The sequence below is a fragment of the Kordiimonas pumila genome (genome assembly GCF_015240255.1).
Lineage (GTDB): Bacteria > Pseudomonadota > Alphaproteobacteria > Sphingomonadales > Kordiimonadaceae > Kordiimonas > Kordiimonas pumila.
Genome location: NZ_CP061205.1, coordinates 773156 through 789497 on the forward strand (window position 1 = coordinate 773156; position 16342 = coordinate 789497).

A 16342-nucleotide genomic window follows, 5' to 3' on the forward strand; every position below is an offset into this window, starting at 1 on the left:
AGCCTATTGAGGCGAGCGTTTTGCCAGAATGCGCTGCAATGTCCGGCGGTGCATATTAAGTCGCCGTGCTGTTTCAGAGACATTTCTGTCGCATAGTTCATACACCCGTTGGATATGCTCCCATTTTACCCTGTCAGCAGACATAGGGTTGTCAGGCGGTGGCGGAATGTGGCCTTTGGGTGTTAGTAGGGTGCCTGCAATTTCATCGGGGTCGGCGGGTTTAGCCAGATAATCAACGGCGCCGGCTTTTACGGCGGCCACAGCACTGGCAATATTGCCGTACCCTGTCAGGATAACAATGCGAATATCCGGGCGGATCTGGCGCAGCGAGGGCACAAGGTCAAGCCCGTTCCCGTCTTGTAGACGCATATCAAGAACGGCATATTTGGGCCGGTGCTCAGCCGCAAGCTGGCCACCTTCCTCGATGCCTTCTGCGGCATAAACGGTAAAACCTTTGCGTTCCATGCTGAGGGCAAGGCGTGTACGGAAGGCCTTGTCATCTTCAACAATCAGCAGGGTCATGTCGGGTGTATCATGCTCTGTCATTGCTGGGGTTACTCCGGTTCAGTGTCAGTGTTTTGTTCGTCTAGATTGCGGCGCTGCCATATGATAGTTACACATGCACCGCCAAGCGGCATGCTGTCAAACACAACTGATGCTCCCATGCGTTCAAGCAGTGTTTTTGCAATAAAAAGCCCAAGGCCAAGGCCGCCATCTTTTCCCGGTGTTGGCTGGCGGGTGGTTACATACGGTTCACCAACCCGTTTAATAATTTGTGGATCAAAACCGGGGCCATCGTCCATAATGGAAATGGTGAGTTCCTGTTCGTTCCAGTAGGTGTCAATTGTAACGCTGGCATGGGCAAAACCAACCGCATTTTCAATGATATTGCGAAACGCATGAATAAGTTCGGGCGCTCGGCGTAGAATGATTTCACCTTCACCGCGTGTATCAAAAACAAGGGCTGCGCCGCGTGCTTCGTGGGGGGCGGCAGCTTCGCGCAGTAGTGCTTCAATAGCCATATAGGCAAAGTGGTTTTTATCGCCTGCGCTACGTTTTTGGCTCAATTCTGCCAAAATGCTTCTACACCGGCTGGTTTGTTCTACAATAAGCTCAAGATCGGTTGCCGTTGTTGGGTCACCTTCCCAGTTATCCAGCAGTTCTTTCGATACCAGCAAAATGGTTCCAAGCGGGGTACCAAGCTCGTGGGCGGCAGCGGCGGCCAATGTGCCCAGCTCCGATAGGCGTTGTTCTTGCTCAAGCGCTGCACGGGTGGCTGCCAGTGCTCTTGCCCTGTCACGGCCTTCGCGGCCAAGGCGCGCCATATAGAGTGCCAGAAAAATTAGCGTAAAACACAGGCTGATCCAAATACCAATCATGATCAGTGGCTCAACAAGTGGTGGTGGGCCGTGCCAGGGTAGGGGGAAGGGGGTAAAGGCCAGCCCGGTTACAAGGCCAATAGAGGCTGCAATCAGAAATTTGGTGCTACGTTGGCCCAGAATAGATGCTGATACACTGGGCGGTGCCAGCATCAACACGGCAAACGGGTTGGTTAGGCCGCCGGTTAAAAACAGCAGCACAGCAAGGTGCAACAGGTCAAATGTCAGGTGCGCCGCAGACTGTGTATCGGTTAAGCGGGTGTTGGTGTCTGCTCGCAAGGAAAACCAAAGGTTCATAATGGCGGATGCCATAACAACCGGCAGTGTTAATTCTGGCCGAACGTCAAAACCTAGAAAAAAATGAACTGTTGCCAGCGCCATTAACTGCCCGCACACAGCCATCCAGCGAATCATCACAAGGGTGCCAAGCCGTGCGCCGCCGCTATGCGATAAAGCTGGGTCTATTAGGGTTAGGTCGTCCTTTAAGGCTGTTTTTTTAGACATATTGGCTTAACCATTTATCAGATAAACATACAGCATAAGGAATAGTATATAGCTGAAACCTGTGGCTATAACGATGAGATACCACACTTTTTTAAGGTGTGTCACAGTTAGTTTGGCGGTGCCGTTCGGGGGGCCTATCCAGATTGTTTTTTGGGGATGTAAAAGGGTTTGTTTAAAATTTAAGCCAAGCCCAGATGCCATAAGGGCAAGGGGCCAATATGTGCTACCCGGTATTTGCTTTGGCTTGGGGGCTGTGCTGATTATGGGATACAGCTTTGTACCGGGGTAAAAAAAACGGCTTAGAAATAAAAGTGCGCAAGCTATAAAAACACCAGGAAAGGCCATAATACTGTGCAGAAAAAGAGGGGGTTTATAGAAAGCCCCGGTTTTTTCATGCACCAAAGCATCTTTAGGGGAAAGCCAGCTTGCTAAAAACCGAAAGGGTAGCAGGAAGGCAAAACCACCCAGCAGCACAAGGGTTATATTAGCCAGATAGGTACCGGCAAAATGGAATGTCACTTTTTGCGCGCGTCTTTGCGGTACGGTGTGTGCATCTGTTTTAATTTGTGTTGCCGCTTGTTCCGTTGGGCTTGAAATGAGCAGCCATATGGGCTTTTGCCCTACTAAGGGTAGCAAGATAATAAAGCATAATACCGCCGCGACAGGGTAGGTTTCTGATAAAAAATTCAGGGCTTTTCCGGCTATCCACAAAAGGGGTGTGAAGGCCAGCACTAGAATAGCACCGCGCATCCTAAGGGCGGCATAACTGCGCCCAGAACGGTTTAAGCGCTGAGTGAGAAAATCAGTTATTGTTTGAAAAGGGCGGTCAATTGAAGGAATAATTCTGGCAATCCAGCCACCTATAACGAGGTCTGTTACGAGGGCTGCACCAATTAGGCCCAGCCAGTGTATCAGGGCCGGGCCGCTATTGATGAATAGGTAAAAGATATCGCTCAGAATGTTAATATGTTGCCCCCGCATCCTGTAGCAGCTTAATAAGCCGTCGGTTTCGGTTCAGCTTGGCATATTCAAGCGCTGTTTTGCCGGTCAAGTCTTGAACATTCGGGTCACTGCCACCCTCAAGGAGCGCTTGCGCGGCTTCAAATTTGCGACCACGCACGGCTTTCATCAGCGCCGTTTCCTGCCCGATGTCGGCCCGGTTTGGATCAGCCCCGTAGGAAAGTAGCATTTTAATGGCGTCGACATCACCGACAACGGCTCGCTTCATCAGAGCTGTTTCACCGCGCAGTCTGTCGGCCATATCAGGGTTTGCGCTACCATCAAGCAGCAGTTTCATGATCTTGAGGTTTCCTTCAACAGCGGCAATAAGGATAGCTGGATAACCATCACTGCGATTGCGCGTATTAGGGGAAACACCTTCGCCCAGCAGCTTGTTTAGTTCTTCTGCGTCACCCTTTTCAACAGCTTGCAAAAGGTCGAGCTGTGGTGACGCATTGGCGGCAGTTGAGACAGGTAGAATTGCAATAGCTGCAAATAAAGCGAGAATTATACCTCGAAAGAGTAACATGTAGGCTCCCGTTACGTTATAAATTGTCATTGCCAAGTGTAAATGACAGTGACATCTGCTTGTCATATTTCTATAACTATTTCTATAGCTACTTCAAGATTACACCTATTATACTACGCTATGGAAGGGGCATACCCTTCACACTTTGGAGAGATTGATGAAACTTGTCAGGCTGTTTGCTTGGATTGTCGTTTTACTGATAGGCGTTTTAATGGCGTATCGGTTTATCGGAATGGGCCCAAACACGGCGTCAGGCCCGGGTGGACCCTTTACATTAACGGCTCATACCGGTGAAAAAGTGTCAGATACCGATTTTCGAGGTCGCTATATGCTTATTTATTTTGGCTATAGCTATTGCCCGGACGTGTGCCCGCTTGAGCTTCACAAAATGTCGACAGCGCTCGATATTCTGGAAGATGAAGGGTACGATATAACCCCGTTGCAGCCTATATTTATTACGGTTGACCCTGAACGGGATACGGTGCCGGAACTGGCTGATTATGTGCAGGACTTTCACCCAAGTCTTGTAGCCTTAACTGGTACACCGCAGGAAATTGCGACTGTCGCCAAAACTTTTAGGGTGTATTACAAAAAGCGTGTTCAGGAAGGCGTTAGTGGCTATCTGATGGACCATCAATCCTATATTTTGGTGATGGATAAAGACGGTAAATATAACCGCCTGTTTACCGGTAAAGACACACCGCAGGATATGGCAGACACATTCAAGCCAGTGCTTGAAAAAGTAACAAGCGACGATAAGTGATGGCATTTTGGAAAGAAAAATCTCTGGATGAAATGACCCACGCAGAATGGGAATCGCTTTGCGATGGTTGCGGCAAGTGTTGCCTGCATAAATTGGAAGATGAAGATACAGGCGATATTCACCACACAGATATAGCATGCCGGTTTTTAAGCCCTGATACGTTGAAGTGCGGCAAATATCTGGTGCGCCAACGCTATGTTGGGAACTGTGTGGTTATGAGCCCCGAGATTTTATCTAAGCTGCCGTGGATGCCAAGTACCTGTGCCTACAGGTTACTATACGAAGGTAAAGACCTATATGATTGGCACCCGCTTGTAAGTGGGGATCCGCAGTCTGTGCATAGCTCCGGTAATTCCATTAAAGGGCGCAGTGTAGACGAGCGGGTCGCCGGTGACTTTGAAGACCATTTGGTAGATTGGCCAGCCTAAAAGGGGCAAGCATGGGTGCAGACTACACCATAAATCTTGACGGTGAGACTGTTCCCGTAAAGATTCGCAGAAATGTAAGGGCCAAAAAGCTTATTCTGCGAGTTAGTCAGGCGACAGGCGAAATAAAACTAACCTTGCCGCCTTTTACCAGTATTCGCGCAGCCGAACGTTTCATAAGTGAGCATACAGCATGGCTCAGCACCCAGTGGTCAGCCGCCAGCCCGCCGCCGCCGCTTGCGCACGGGGACAGCTTGCCCTTCCTTGGGGAGGCGCAAACCTTACTCTTTACCGATAGGGCGCCGCGTACAGTCAAGCACCTAGATGAAACGATCAGTGTTGGTGGACCGGCTGACCTTGCGGGGAAAAGGCTGGAAAACTGGTTGAAGCGCCAAGCGAGAGATATACTAATGGAACGCGCTACATATCACGCTGCTACACTGGGTGTTTCGTTTCGTACGATCAGCATTGGCGATATGAAAAGCCGTTGGGGCAGTTGTTCTTCCAGTGGCATGCTTAGGTTCAACTGGCGGCTTGTGATGGCGCCGTTTGAGGTGCTGGATTATGTAGCAGCGCACGAGGTAGCCCATCTCTGTGAAATGAACCATTCAGACAAATTTTGGCAGCATGTGGCCACCTGTATGCCTGATCATAAAATTTGGCGGCGCTGGTTAAAGCGCGACGGCAATAGCCTGTTCAAAATAAACTTTTAAGAGGCCGCTGGCCTGAAAAATAAGCCCTGCCGCAAACTGGCAGCAATACGCCCGGCCTTTTCAATGGCTTTTGCAGCAAGCGTGGGTGTCAGGCATTTGTGAGCAGAGGGTTCAAAAATTGAAAGCCAGATGTCAAAATGGCTATCTTGAAGACGTTCAAGCTTTGTATGTACTAAAAACGGGTTCCCTTTATAGGCAGGTACACCGTATAGCACTGTCATCCAGAAATCGGTCAGGATTTCAAAGTGCGTATCCCAGTGGTCACCAATAGCATCATCAAAAATAGGGCCAATACTAACGTCTTTGCGCACAGTAGTATAAAAGTCCTCCACAAAACTGCGGATCAGGTGCCTGTCGGCGTGCGGGGTATGTGTAACTTTGGTTTCCATATTTATTAGATAAGCGTGCTTTCTATATTCTGCAATATCGCTGCGACACTTTGCCTGCATGTAAATACTAGTTAAAAATACGCTCAAAAAAGCCTTTTTTCTTTTTTGGTTTATCTTTTTCAAGCCCGTAAGGGTCTTGCTCAGATGCAGTATTATAAACCCCGGCATCTGCCAGTAATGGCCGTACAGGCTGGCCAACATGGGCTTCCAGCATAAAATCTGCCCATATGCGGGCTGGCAAGCCGCCGCCTGTTACATAACTCATGGGGGTGCCGTTATCATTGCCTACCCAGACGGCGGCGGTTATATCGCTTGTAAAGCCTACAAAAACAGCATCGCGGTTGTCTTGCGAGGTCCCTGTTTTTCCGGCGGCGGGCCTGTCTATGGCAGCATTTTTACCAGAGCCCCATACAACCACGGACGACAGCATGTCTGTCATATCTTTAACAACAGGGTAGGCCAACACTGGTACAGGCGGCACGGGGGTGCGGCGGTATAGAACTTCGCCTTCCAGCGATGTTATTTCAATAATGCTATATGTAGGGGCGCGGTGGCCGCCATTTGCAAGGGCGGCGTAACTGCTGGCCAAATCGATCAGTTTCACTTCTTCTGTGCCAAGCGGCAAGCTTGCGACCGGCATAACGTTTGTGGTTATACCCATGCGTTTTGCCATATTTGCCACGCGCTCGCGGCCTACTTCTTCATCAATTTCAATGGCAATGGTGTTAATGGATTTTGCGAAGGCTTCCCGCACTGTCATTTCACCCCCAAAAGTGCCGCTATAGTTTTTGGGCGACCACCCCTCTACCGTGATGGGTTTATCGGTATATCTGTCGCTTGGCTTTATGCCGGTTTCAAGGGCTGTTAGGTAGGTAAAGAGTTTGAAGGCAGAGCCCGGTTGACGTTTTGCTTGTACCGCACGGTTAAACTGGGTTTTGCCGTAGTCGCTGCCACCGATCATGGCGCGCACGGCACCGTCATGCTCAAGGGCAACAAGGGCACCCTCCGTTGCTTTGTGTTTTTTACCTTCGCCAGTTAGGCCGCGGTCCATTGCCATGGCGGCCGCGCGCTGTACGCCCGGGTCAAGTGTTGAATATATAATCATGGACTTTGCCCGGCTGGTAGGCACCAGTGTGCGGGCTTCGCTTTCAACCCAGTCCGTAAAAAACCGAACGTCCCGCCCTACGGCAGAAGCTTTTATTATAGGGGGCTGTTCTTTCACCTTGATAGCAACCGATGGTGTAAGGCTGCCGGTCTCCACCATAGCAGATAGCACAACCTGTGCCCGTTCCCACGCGCCTTCGGGGTTAATATGAGGCGCATACCGGGTGGGTGCTTTCACAAGGCCTGCCAAAATAGCGGCTTCAGCGATTGAAAGCTCATGGGCCGAATGGCCATAATATTTTCTGGAAGCGGCATCAATGCCGTAGGTGCCGCCGCCAAAATACACTCTGTTTAAATAGAGGGTCAGGATTTGGTTTTTGGTAAACTTTTGTTCCAGCCAGAATGCCAGCAACAGTTCCTGCGCTTTTCTTTTAAGTGTACGCTCGTTTGATAAAAACAGGTTTTTTGCCAGCTGCTGCGTAATGGTGCTGCCGCCGGCACGCACGTTCCCCGCTTTAAGGTTTGATAAAACCGCCCGCCCAAGACCGCGTATATCAATGCCGCTATGCGCATAAAAATGCCTGTCTTCAACAGCGAGAAATGCCTGAATAAGCGAATCTGGTACTTCAGAGTATGATATCCACTGGCCGTATGTTGGGCCATTTCTAACTAGTGTCGCACCGTTTGCGGCCTTTACAATAACCGCTATATCTGTTGCGCCAGGCTGAGGCGGGTTGTCCAAATCTGGTAAATCGAGGGACAGGTAGCCCAAAAGCACAACACCCGCGATAAAGCCCCATACAGCTGCCGCGGCGCTGTAATATAGAATTTTAACCGGCATAGATTTGCGACCCACCGCCTTTTTAACGTCGGCGGCGGGGGCGCTTTTCTTTTTTTGCACAGGCTTTTTCTTGTTGCTGACAGATTTTTTCAAAACTTACCTCATTTATTTGGTATGCTCATATCATGATGGACAATTATGGCAAAGGCAGGAAGAAAATTGCTTGACCTTTGATGCCGTAATCACCACATGGTATCTAAATCAAGAAGGATTTAGTCATGTTTATCGAAACTGAAGCAACACCAAACCCAGACACCCTTAAATTCCTGCCCGGAAAAACGGTTCTGGAAACAGGAACAGCAAACTTTACAGACCCTGACGCGGCCGAGGTTTCACCGCTTGCAAGTTCTATGTTTGCCCAAAGCGGTGTTTCGGGTGTTTTCCTAGGGCATGATTTTGTCACGATCACAAAAGCAACTGAGCTTGAGTGGTCTAGCCTGAAGCCACAAGTGCTTGCAGGGCTGATGCAGTTTTTTGCCTCTGGTGCGCCGGTCATTAAGGAAGGCGCGGCATTGGCAGAAGCGCGTGTTGATGAAAACGAAGAAGACGCAGATATTATTGACCAGATCAAAACCCTGCTGGATGAAAAAATTCGCCCGGCTGTTGCAGGTGATGGCGGCGATATAATATATCGTGGCTTCAAAGAAGGCGTGGTTTACCTTCAAATGCAGGGCGCATGCTCTGGTTGCCCAAGCTCTACGATCACTCTTAAAAACGGCATTGAAAACCTGTTGAAATATTATGTGCCAGAAGTTGTTGATGTGCGCGCTGTTGATTAAGGCAAAGCTTTAATCGCGGTCACCGCCCGGCACCATAAAAAAACGGCCAAACCAGTACCAGCGACCAGCGCCCGCGGGCATGGTGCAATTGATCCGGTTTCTGCCTTTTGGGAAGGGCTCGGTGAAGCGTACCTCAACACGGTTTGGTTGCGGCCTTAATAATGTGGCGGGCTCCCCCAAATGGCTGGGGTAACAGCTAAGTGCTGATAACCCTTTTACGGATGGATCAACCGTAAAGCCAAACACGGGTGGGTTTCTGTCTGTGGGTACAAGCGACCCTGAAGGCACAATGTCACTTACAGGCAAAGCTATTGCTTCTGTAATCAGCTTGAAGCGGCCTTCATCACCGTAACGTTCGTTAACCGGAAAACGGGGTAAGGCATACATGTCTTCATGGGCGGCTATTGGGCCAGAAAACTGCGCAAAGGCTGCTGTGAAGCCTGCGTCCTTAATCATCTCTTTCATGGCAGTGCTATATTCACCGTAAGGGTATGCAAACAAAGCAGGTACTGATCCCAGTTCTTCGCGAAATCTTTTACTTGCGCGGGCAATGTCTGCTTTTGATGCTTCAACGCCGTCGTGCACCATATGTAAGTGCGAAGCAGAATGATGGCCTATTTCTACCCCATCTGCTTTTATGGCGCGTATACTGTCCCACGTCATATAATTGCTGTGCTCTTCGTCAATTGGATCAGTCGAAACAAACAGCGTCATGGGAATACCGGCAGCTTTTAGAAGCGGCCAGCCTTTATCAAAAACTGATTTGTAAGCGTCATCAACGGTAATAACGATAGTACGAGCGGGAAAGTCCTGCCTGTTTTGAATGTGCTGCGCCGCGTCTGACAGGCTCATGAAATGATAGCCACCCTGCTTAAGCAGGCGGATATGGTTTTCTAGCTGTTCAAGGCGAATGTTGGTGGATGGATATTCATCTTCACCAAATCGGTGATACAGTAAAACGATGGCAGACGGGTCTGCAACCGCCGTTTGGGCCATAAATAAGAGGCTTAAAGTCGCCAGAAGAATATTATGAATGTAGCCTAGTGTCTGTTTCATGCTTATAGTCTTGCATCGTTTTGAGCGTGTTAGCAAGGGCACCATGACACGCCTTGAGGGCAATTTCTATTTGAACGGTAAATCAGAGGAACTATGGAATGATGAAACAATTGAACGATGCGGCGCTGGACCAGCTTTTTAGAGCAGCACGAACCATTAATGTCTGGCAGGATAAACCTGTAACCGATAGCCAGATTAATGCTTTGTATGACCTTGCTAAAATGGGCCCGACAAGTGTGAACTGCTGCCCCGCGCGCTTTTATTTCGTGAAATCTGATGCAGCAAAAAACCGCCTTAAACCTTATCTGTCCCCCGGTAACGTGAATAAGGTCATGACAGCGCCTGTCACGGCTATCATTGCTAATGATACTGCGTTTGCTGATTATCTGCCAAAGCTGTTTCCCCATAACCCTGATGTAAAAAGCTGGTTTGCTGACCCGGCAGTTGCGGAAGATACCATAACACGTAACGCAACCCTGCAAGGGGCCTATCTGATTCTGGCTGCACGCAGTATGGGGCTTGGGTGCGGTCCAATGTCTGGCTTTGATAAAGCAGGTGTGGATAAGGAATTTTTTGCAGGTACCACGCTGAAATCAAACTTCATATGTTCGATTGGCTATGGCTCTGACGAGGGCTTGCATCCACGTGGCCCCCGGCTTGATTTTACTGAAGCTGCCAAAATTTTATAAAGTGATCGTGTGCATATTCTCTCAATAGACACCAGTGAAACCCAGTGCGCTGCAGCAATAGTGACCAGCTCGGGTGAAAGTGTGGCCAAAACCGAAGATATTGGCCGCGGGCACGCTGAACGCCTTTTGCCGATGGTTGATGAATTATTGGCACAGTGCGCCATAACATATGCAGACCTTGGCCGCATTGTTGTGGTGACAGGGCCGGGCACCTTTACAGGGCTACGGATCGGGCTTTCTGTTGCGCGCGGCCTTGCGGTGGCACTTGGCATACCGTGCGTTGGTATAACATCTTTAGCGGCTGTTGCTGCTAGGGCATACAGTGAAGGCGTGGAAGGTGTGGCCCACAGTATTATAAAAGGGCGTGCCGGGCAGGTGTTTCATCAGGCATACAGCGGGGTAGACGATACCGGTTTTCCGCTTTACCTTTCCAGCCCTGCCAATATGGACGCTGAAAAAGCAGCAGCGCTGGTTCAGGAAAACCACGGCATTGTCGTGGGTACAGGCGCAGACATGGTGTTGTTGCCTGAATCAGATACAGCGCTGTACATGCCGGGCATTATGGCGGATCCAGTTGTTTTGGCAAAAATTGGTGCGCTTCTGCCCCCAGACAGCTATCCGCCAGAGCCTGCGTATTACCGTGATGCCGATGCCGCCAAGGCGCGTCCTGCGTTTCTGGTGCAAACTGGCTCATGAAAGCTGCAGCCGATATACGGCTACTTAAGGCAGACGCTGATACGTGCTGTGCCCTTTCAGTATTACACGGGGCAGCTTTTGCACCGCAGGAGGAGAGGCAATGGACTGCGGATGAGTTTTTAGAGCTTATGCAAACCCCTAGCATATGGACTTATGGACTATACCTTGATCAGCTTGTTGCCGGTTTTTTAATGCTTCAGGTTGTAGCGGGAGAGGCAGAGATTATCACGATTGCGATGGATCCAAAATGGCACGGTCAAGGCTATGCCAAACATTTACTCAATTATTTGCATGCGCTGTGTTTGTCGCAGGGGATATCGAAAGTTTTTCTTGAGGTGCGGGAAGACAACTTAAAGGCAATTAAATTATATTCAAAAGCAGGTTTCGTAAAAAAAGGTGTTAGACAAGGGTATTATCAAAAACAGAAGGGCAAACCAGTGGATGCTTTGGTTTTTGCTTTAGTTATTGATAGTATAGGTAATAGTTAAAATTTTAATCGATTGTTTTTTTTACTTCTTTACTTGCACTGTTATTGCAATTAACTGTAGCGTGTCTATGCAGGAATGTTGGGCTGTAAGAGGAACGTCAGTATTCTTTGGAACATCATTTGAGTATGTAGAGCTTTCTACAATGGTGTGCCCTAGAGACTTGATTGAGCGGGCAAGCGAGTCGTTTGCTGGGGTATCTTCATACAGTATGTCAACCACTGCACTGTTTGTTTGCGCGTCCAGAAAAATTCTGGCTTTAACAAAGGCCATGGGACAATAAGTGCCGCGCAGGTCAAGGGTGTTAGGCGCAGTGGATGATGAAGTGCCGGAAGCTTCTTTTGTGGAGTGTGATGGCTTTGTTCTGTGCATTGGGTGCTGATCCGGGTTGTTTTCGGTTTTCTACCGCTTTTACAGGATGAAAGCAAAACCTGGATGGGGAAGTGTGATGCAGAAACAGCAGGGTTTGTTATAAAAGATGGAAAAAAAGCAGGTTGTGAGAGAAGAGTTGCTGGCTTTAACGGCTGACATTGTTGCTTCGCACGTTGCCAATAACAAAGTAGACCCGCAGGAGCTCCCTGTTCTGATCGAAAGCGTTTTTCATACGCTAACCGGTCTCCGAAAAGAGCCTGCAACAGCTGAAGACCAGCCAAAGCCGGCCGTGCCTATAAAAAAGTCAATCACCCCTGATTATATTGTCTGCCTTGAAGACGGTAAACAGCTCAAAATGCTGAAACGTCACTTGAAATCTCAGTATAATATGTCGCCGGACGAATACCGTGAACGCTGGGGTTTAGGCCCAGATTACCCTATGGTTGCCCCAAATTATGCTGATCAGCGCCGAATGCTGGCGAAAAAAATTGGCTTGGGGCGAAGCAGTAAAAAATAATCCTTTTTTTCTGTCCATTTGGGCCAAATACGATCTAATCTAAATCTGTTGCTTCTTTGAGTAGCCGCACGGCTTGCTCTTGAGTGATTACTGTGCCATCTTTCCCCCAATTGAAGCCTTAATTTGCACTACAGGAGTGTCTTAGCCATGATCGACAGCAATCCGTCAATTGAAGAAATGTGCCTGCAAAAAGGGATGCGGATGACAGATCAACGACGTGTGATTGCCAAGGTTCTGACAGAATCAGATGATCACCCTGATGTTGAAGAGGTTTATCGCCGGTCAACAGCTATTGATAACGGTATAAGCATTGCAACTGTGTACCGTACAGTGCGGCTCTTTGAGGATGCCGGTATTCTGGAAAGGCATGATTTCCGTGATGGTCGGTCACGTTATGAAACTGTAAGCGAAGAGCATCATGATCATTTAATTGATCTTGAGACAGGAGAAGTGCTTGAGTTTCATAATAGTGAAATAGAACGCCTGCAAGAAGAGATCGCAAAGAAAATGGGTTTCAAGCTTGTCGATCACCGCATGGAATTGTACGGCGTCCCCATTAAGAAATAGAGCGCCTTTATAGGGGGTTGGGGTTATGGACACTGAATATGCTGGTTTGAAGTCAAATTTTCAGACAGAAGGCTGGACACTTTTGGGGTTTGTAAGAATTTGCGCTATTATTTTGGTGTCAATCCCGCTGATCTCTGTACAGGTGATAATGGTGAAAGCTGCCAAACGCCGCTGGTGGCATTTTGCGGGGCTGTGGCACCGTACCACATGCCGAATTTTGGGCGTTGATATTCACGTGATCGGGCTTGAGAAACACACTGGCCCGGTTCTTTATGCCGCCAACCATATAAGCTGGCTTGATATATTGGTGCTAGGCGGGCTTCTTGATAATGCGAGTTTTATTGCGAAGGCTGAAATGGCTGGCTGGGGTTTGGTCGGGAAACTTTGTGCGCTGCATAAAACCATTTTTGTAAGGCGTGAAAGGCGGCTCGATAGTGCGCGCCAGCGCGATGAACTGGTAGCGCGGGTTCAGCAGGGCCATAGTCTTATTTTGTTTCCGGAAGGCACATCAACAGACGGTGTGCGCGTGGAAAATTTTAAATCATCGCTGTTTTCTGTTGCCGAGCGGGCTGATGCTGCCTCAGGCCACAGGCTTGTCATTCAGCCGGTGACCCTTGCTTACACCGAAACAAATGGCATGCCGCTTGTACGTAGCCGCCGGCCAAGTGTGGCATGGCTTGGCGATGTTGAACTATTTGAACATTTGCGGCAGTTTTTGGGCTTAGCGCGTACGTCTGTGACGCTTGAGTTTCATGCTCCGATTTCTCTTGTTGAGGCTGGTTCCCGCAAGGAATTGGCCCGGTACTGTGAAGATCAGGTGCGTGCGGGGCTTGAGCGCGCCCATCGTTCAGAGGTGCGGTTTGGCCCGCAGCCGGGAATATATTTGCCTGCTCCCGCGGAACAGCAGGCGTGATATTCTGATATAGAAATTAGCTGTTTTCTTGACTCCTGACAAACCGGTGCTAGTCTCCGGCACCTTTTTAAAGCTATTGTTGGCATTGTGTCTGTTGAGTGTCTTTGGAAAAGGACAGGAGTTACCCGTTGAGCAAAAAAGTTTTTGTAAAAACCTATGGCTGCCAAATGAATGTGTATGACAGCAATCGCATGGTCAATACACTGAAGCCACATGGGTATGAAGTAACCGATACGGCTGATGAGGCTGATCTGGTTATTCTGAACACCTGCCATATTCGCGAAAAAGCGGCTGAAAAGGTTTATTCGGAAATTGGCCGACTAAAGCAAACAAAAATGGATAAAGCTGCCACGGGCAAGGACATGTATATTGCCATTGCCGGGTGTGTAGCGCAGGCCGAAGGCGCTGAAATGATGCGGCGTGCCCCTGCTGTTGATATGGTACTTGGGCCGCAAACATACCACCGTTTGCCTGAAATGCTGGCGTCAGCTGCTATGCAGCGTGCCGATGGCCGCACCAGTAGCCGGGTGTTGGACACTGAGTTTCCAATTGATACAAAATTTGATCATTTGCCTGAAGAAAGCGATTTTGAAAGCGCGGCAGCGTTTCTCACCATTCAGGAAGGCTGTGATAAATTCTGTGCATTTTGTGTGGTGCCCTATACGCGCGGCGCTGAATATAGCAGGCCTGTTGCGGATATTATCGCAGAAGCAAAGCGCATGGCAGCGGGGGGTGTTATTGAAATTACCCTGCTTGGCCAGAATGTGAATGCCTATCACGGTTTGCTTGAAAATGGCGAAACCGCAGGGCTTGGTTTTCTGATCCGCGAAGTGGCCAAAATTGAAGGTATTAGCCGTATCCGTTACACCACATCGCACCCGCGCGATATGGAGGAAGACCTGATTTTGGCGCACCGTGATGTACCTGAATGTATGCCTTATCTGCATTTGCCAGTTCAAAGCGGATCAGACAACATTCTGGCAGCAATGAACCGCAAGCATACCCGCGATGAATATTTTACCATGATTGATCGCTTGAGGGCCGTAAAACCTGACCTTGCGCTGTCATCTGATTTTATCGTCGGGTTCCCGGGCGAAACTGACGAAGACTTTGAAGCGACACTTGATCTGGTTCGGCGGGTTAAGTATGCGCAGGCTTATAGCTTTAAATATAGCGCACGGCCCGGCACACCGGCTTCTACAATTGAAGAGCAGGTGCCAGAAGATGTGAAGACAGAGCGGCTGTACCGGTTGCAGGCGCTTTTGAACGAACACCAGCAGGAATTCAACGAAAAGACACTGGGCACGGAAATGGATGTGCTGCTTGAGCGCGAAGGCAAATTGCCCGGCCAGCTTATTGGTCGCAGCCCGTATTTGCAGGCAGTACATGTAGATCTCACAAAAGCAAACAATCAGCTTGCCGCGGACGCAGATAAACCATACACTCATTTTATGGGCAGTCTGGTGCGTGTTAAAATTGTTGAAGCCGGACCAAACAGCCTGAAGGGGGAACTTGTCGGTGTCCTTCGTCAACAGGTTGGGCATGGGCATTAAAGGAGATATAAATCTTTTAATATGTACGCCAAACGCAGCGCACCCACCGCTTATGGGCAGCCCGACACGGGCAAATCAAATAACCACCGCCGGCTGGTAGTGGAATTTGAAGACAATCGATTGGCCGCCATTGTCTTTGGCCAGCATGATCAAAACCTCTCACGCATCGAGCAACTTCTGGGTGTTGTTCTCATCAACCGCGGAAACCGTGTGGCCATAGAAGGCCCGGCAGAGCGTTCAGATCTGGCAAAAAGGGTTTTAACAGACCTTTACGAACATGCCAGACGCGGACATGAAGTTAGTATCGGTGCTGTCGACGGCGCTGTCCGCATGAGTGAGGGCACGACACTCGCCAATGACGGGAAGGCCGAGCCCCGAACGGCGACCACCGACAGTACAGGGGCACCCGGTCTTAAAATAACCACTAGAAATCGTATTGTTATGCCGCGCACACAAGGGCAGGCAGATTATATGTCGAAGCTTTTGTCAAACGAGATGGTGTTTGGTGTTGGCCCTGCGGGTACAGGCAAAACCTATCTGGCGGTTGCGATGGCGGTTGCACGCATGCTGGGCGGTGAGGTTGATCGTATTGTGCTCTCACGCCCGGCGGTTGAGGCTGGAGAAAATCTTGGTTTTTTACCGGGTGATTTAAAAGATAAGGTCGATCCGTATCTTAGGCCACTTTATGATGCTCTCTATGATATGATGCCGGCAGAGCAAGTGGAAAAACGCATGGCAAGTGGGCAAATAGAGATTGCTCCGCTTGCTTATATGCGCGGCCGGACACTATCAAACGCTTTTGTTATTCTGGATGAAGCCCAGAATACAACACCAATGCAAATGAAAATGTTTTTAACCCGATTTGGTGAAAACAGCCGGATGGCCATTTGCGGTGATCCAAGTCAGGTAGACTTGCAACGTGGTACACGTTCAGGCCTACGACATGCTCTGGATATTCTACGCGGCGTGGAAGGCATTGCGGTTACACGCTTTAACCAAACAGACGTGGTAAGGCACCCGCTTGTTGGCCGCATTGTCGATGCGTACGGGGACGAAGATGGCCGTTAGA

The 16342-nt window shown here is 49.3% G+C and carries 21 protein-coding genes; 13 read left to right on the top strand and 8 right to left on the bottom strand.

Translation table 11 applies throughout. The features are described from left to right. Nucleotides 1-3: 3 nt before the first annotated feature. Genes ICL80_RS03265 through ICL80_RS03280 form a run of 4 tightly spaced genes read right to left on the bottom strand, consistent with a single transcriptional unit; the run spans nt 4 to nt 3411 of the window. Nucleotides 4-546: an ActR/PrrA/RegA family redox response regulator transcription factor gene (locus tag ICL80_RS03265; protein ID WP_194214696.1), complete on the bottom strand. Its 543-nt coding sequence runs from the start codon at nt 544-546 to the stop codon at nt 4-6. An 8-nt stretch (nt 547-554) separates the two neighbouring features. Then, nucleotides 555-1883 (bottom strand): ActS/PrrB/RegB family redox-sensitive histidine kinase, encoded by a 1329-nt coding sequence (locus ICL80_RS03270; RefSeq protein WP_194214697.1) that lies wholly within the window; start codon nt 1881-1883, stop codon nt 555-557. Between the two features lie 6 nt (nt 1884-1889). Further along, nucleotides 1890-2864: a hypothetical protein gene (locus tag ICL80_RS03275; RefSeq protein WP_194214698.1), complete on the bottom strand. Its 975-nt coding sequence runs from the start codon at nt 2862-2864 to the stop codon at nt 1890-1892. Then, complete coding sequence (locus tag ICL80_RS03280) at nt 2845-3411, bottom strand: ankyrin repeat domain-containing protein (protein WP_194214699.1); 567 nt, start codon at nt 3409-3411, stop codon at nt 2845-2847. The genes ICL80_RS03275 and ICL80_RS03280 overlap by 20 nt, the downstream gene beginning before the upstream one ends. Before the next feature lie 157 nt (nt 3412-3568). Here ICL80_RS03280 and ICL80_RS03285 point away from each other — a divergent pair, with 157 nt between their 5' ends. From ICL80_RS03285 to ICL80_RS03295, 3 genes are read left to right on the top strand one after another with little or no spacing between them, the layout of a single operon-like run. Next, the gene (locus ICL80_RS03285; RefSeq protein ID WP_194214700.1) at nt 3569-4174 is read left to right on the top strand and encodes an SCO family protein; all 606 of its coding nucleotides are present in this window, start codon (nt 3569-3571) and stop codon (nt 4172-4174) included. Beyond that, a complete protein-coding gene (locus ICL80_RS03290; RefSeq protein WP_194214701.1) occupies nt 4174-4602 on the top strand; it encodes a YcgN family cysteine cluster protein in 429 nt (142 codons plus the stop codon). Before ICL80_RS03285 ends, ICL80_RS03290 begins: the two co-directional genes overlap by 1 nt. A gap of 11 nt (nt 4603-4613) precedes the next feature. Further along, nucleotides 4614-5312, top strand: coding sequence for a M48 family metallopeptidase (locus tag ICL80_RS03295; RefSeq protein WP_194214702.1), 699 nt, complete (start codon nt 4614-4616; stop codon nt 5310-5312). Here the strand turns inward: ICL80_RS03295 and ICL80_RS03300 are convergent. Together ICL80_RS03300 and ICL80_RS03305 are read right to left on the bottom strand one after the other, a co-directional pair. Next, complete coding sequence (locus ICL80_RS03300) at nt 5309-5701, bottom strand: group III truncated hemoglobin (protein WP_228073789.1); 393 nt, start codon at nt 5699-5701, stop codon at nt 5309-5311. The two genes, ICL80_RS03295 and ICL80_RS03300, sit on opposite strands and share 4 nt — an antisense overlap. A 67-nt stretch (nt 5702-5768) precedes the next feature. Further along, nucleotides 5769-7706: a transglycosylase domain-containing protein gene (locus ICL80_RS03305; RefSeq protein WP_194214703.1), complete on the bottom strand. Its 1938-nt coding sequence runs from the start codon at nt 7704-7706 to the stop codon at nt 5769-5771. A 158-nt stretch (nt 7707-7864) separates the two neighbouring features. On the opposite strand from ICL80_RS03305, the gene ICL80_RS03310 reads away from it, so the two are divergent. Beyond that, a complete protein-coding gene (locus ICL80_RS03310) occupies nt 7865-8425 on the top strand; it encodes a NifU family protein (protein WP_194214704.1) in 561 nt (186 codons plus the stop codon). A gap of 9 nt (nt 8426-8434) precedes the next feature. Here ICL80_RS03310 and ICL80_RS03315 read toward each other — a convergent pair whose 3' ends face one another. Beyond that, entirely contained in the window at nt 8435-9481 is a 1047-nt protein-coding gene (locus ICL80_RS03315) for a polysaccharide deacetylase family protein (protein ID WP_194214705.1), read from the bottom strand. On the opposite strand from ICL80_RS03315, the gene ICL80_RS03320 reads away from it, so the two are divergent. The 4 genes from ICL80_RS03320 to rimI are packed head-to-tail and all read left to right on the top strand — an operon-like array spanning nt 9480 to nt 11354. Further along, nucleotides 9480-9623 carry a hypothetical protein gene (locus tag ICL80_RS03320; protein WP_194214706.1) on the top strand — a complete coding sequence of 48 codons (144 nt, stop codon included), beginning with the start codon at nt 9480-9482 and terminating at the stop codon, nt 9621-9623. The genes ICL80_RS03315 and ICL80_RS03320 overlap by 2 nt on opposite strands. Then, on the top strand, nt 9580-10170 hold the full coding sequence (locus ICL80_RS03325; protein ID WP_194214707.1) for a malonic semialdehyde reductase: 591 nt from the start codon (nt 9580-9582) through the stop codon (nt 10168-10170). The genes ICL80_RS03320 and ICL80_RS03325 overlap by 44 nt, the downstream gene beginning before the upstream one ends. A 9-nt stretch (nt 10171-10179) precedes the next feature. Then, complete coding sequence (gene tsaB / locus ICL80_RS03330; protein WP_194214708.1) at nt 10180-10866, top strand: tRNA (adenosine(37)-N6)-threonylcarbamoyltransferase complex dimerization subunit type 1 TsaB; 687 nt, start codon at nt 10180-10182, stop codon at nt 10864-10866. Then, entirely contained in the window at nt 10863-11354 is a 492-nt protein-coding gene (gene rimI, locus ICL80_RS03335) for a ribosomal protein S18-alanine N-acetyltransferase (RefSeq protein ID WP_228073791.1), read from the top strand. The genes tsaB and rimI overlap by 4 nt, the downstream gene beginning before the upstream one ends. 21 nt (nt 11355-11375) lie before the next feature. On the opposite strand, the gene ICL80_RS03340 is transcribed toward rimI, so the two are convergent. Next, entirely contained in the window at nt 11376-11723 is a 348-nt protein-coding gene (locus ICL80_RS03340) for a sulfurtransferase TusA family protein (protein ID WP_194214710.1), read from the bottom strand. Between the two features lie 106 nt (nt 11724-11829). Here ICL80_RS03340 and ICL80_RS03345 point away from each other — a divergent pair, with 106 nt between their 5' ends. The 5 genes from ICL80_RS03345 to ICL80_RS03365 all read left to right on the top strand — a co-directional run bounded on the left by ICL80_RS03345 (nt 11830) and on the right by ICL80_RS03365 (nt 16341). Then, nucleotides 11830-12240 (top strand): MucR family transcriptional regulator, encoded by a 411-nt coding sequence (locus tag ICL80_RS03345; RefSeq protein ID WP_194214711.1) that lies wholly within the window; start codon nt 11830-11832, stop codon nt 12238-12240. Nucleotides 12241-12387: 147 nt separating this feature from the next. Beyond that, nucleotides 12388-12807, top strand: a complete 420-nt coding sequence (locus ICL80_RS03350; protein ID WP_194214712.1) for a Fur family transcriptional regulator — start codon at nt 12388-12390, stop codon at nt 12805-12807. Nucleotides 12808-12832: 25 nt separating this feature from the next. Next, nucleotides 12833-13720: a lysophospholipid acyltransferase family protein gene (locus tag ICL80_RS03355; RefSeq protein WP_194214713.1), complete on the top strand. Its 888-nt coding sequence runs from the start codon at nt 12833-12835 to the stop codon at nt 13718-13720. A 128-nt stretch (nt 13721-13848) separates the two neighbouring features. Beyond that, a complete protein-coding gene (gene miaB / locus ICL80_RS03360) occupies nt 13849-15273 on the top strand; it encodes a tRNA (N6-isopentenyl adenosine(37)-C2)-methylthiotransferase MiaB (protein ID WP_194214714.1) in 1425 nt (474 codons plus the stop codon). A 21-nt stretch (nt 15274-15294) separates the two neighbouring features. Continuing rightward, entirely contained in the window at nt 15295-16341 is a 1047-nt protein-coding gene (locus ICL80_RS03365; RefSeq protein ID WP_194214715.1) for a PhoH family protein, read from the top strand. The last annotated feature ends 1 nt before the right edge of the window (nt 16342 follow it).

What these genes read in the sequence shown, in the direction of transcription:
- ICL80_RS03295 (WP_194214702.1), top strand. Translation starts at nt 4,614, where the DNA reads ATGGGTGCAGACTACACCATAAATCTTGACGGTGAGACTGTTCCCGTA.
- ICL80_RS03365 (WP_194214715.1), top strand. Translation starts at nt 15,295, where the DNA reads ATGTACGCCAAACGCAGCGCACCCACCGCTTATGGGCAGCCCGACACG.
- ICL80_RS03270 (WP_194214697.1), bottom strand. Translation starts at nt 1,883, where the DNA reads ATGTCTAAAAAAACAGCCTTAAAGGACGACCTAACCCTAATAGACCCA.
- ICL80_RS03275 (WP_194214698.1), bottom strand. Translation starts at nt 2,864, where the DNA reads ATGCGGGGGCAACATATTAACATTCTGAGCGATATCTTTTACCTATTC.
- ICL80_RS03340 (WP_194214710.1), bottom strand. Translation starts at nt 11,723, where the DNA reads ATGCACAGAACAAAGCCATCACACTCCACAAAAGAAGCTTCCGGCACT.
- ICL80_RS03325 (WP_194214707.1), top strand. Translation starts at nt 9,580, where the DNA reads ATGATGAAACAATTGAACGATGCGGCGCTGGACCAGCTTTTTAGAGCA.
- ICL80_RS03280 (WP_194214699.1), bottom strand. Translation starts at nt 3,411, where the DNA reads ATGTTACTCTTTCGAGGTATAATTCTCGCTTTATTTGCAGCTATTGCA.
- ICL80_RS03265 (WP_194214696.1), bottom strand. Translation starts at nt 546, where the DNA reads ATGACAGAGCATGATACACCCGACATGACCCTGCTGATTGTTGAAGAT.
- ICL80_RS03310 (WP_194214704.1), top strand. Translation starts at nt 7,865, where the DNA reads ATGTTTATCGAAACTGAAGCAACACCAAACCCAGACACCCTTAAATTC.
- ICL80_RS03355 (WP_194214713.1), top strand. Translation starts at nt 12,833, where the DNA reads ATGGACACTGAATATGCTGGTTTGAAGTCAAATTTTCAGACAGAAGGC.
- ICL80_RS03300 (WP_228073789.1), bottom strand. Translation starts at nt 5,701, where the DNA reads ATGGAAACCAAAGTTACACATACCCCGCACGCCGACAGGCACCTGATC.
- ICL80_RS03290 (WP_194214701.1), top strand. Translation starts at nt 4,174, where the DNA reads ATGGCATTTTGGAAAGAAAAATCTCTGGATGAAATGACCCACGCAGAA.
- ICL80_RS03285 (WP_194214700.1), top strand. Translation starts at nt 3,569, where the DNA reads ATGAAACTTGTCAGGCTGTTTGCTTGGATTGTCGTTTTACTGATAGGC.
- ICL80_RS03315 (WP_194214705.1), bottom strand. Translation starts at nt 9,481, where the DNA reads ATGAAACAGACACTAGGCTACATTCATAATATTCTTCTGGCGACTTTA.
- rimI (WP_228073791.1), top strand. Translation starts at nt 10,863, where the DNA reads ATGAAAGCTGCAGCCGATATACGGCTACTTAAGGCAGACGCTGATACG.
- ICL80_RS03320 (WP_194214706.1), top strand. Translation starts at nt 9,480, where the DNA reads ATGCTTATAGTCTTGCATCGTTTTGAGCGTGTTAGCAAGGGCACCATG.
- ICL80_RS03350 (WP_194214712.1), top strand. Translation starts at nt 12,388, where the DNA reads ATGATCGACAGCAATCCGTCAATTGAAGAAATGTGCCTGCAAAAAGGG.
- ICL80_RS03345 (WP_194214711.1), top strand. Translation starts at nt 11,830, where the DNA reads ATGGAAAAAAAGCAGGTTGTGAGAGAAGAGTTGCTGGCTTTAACGGCT.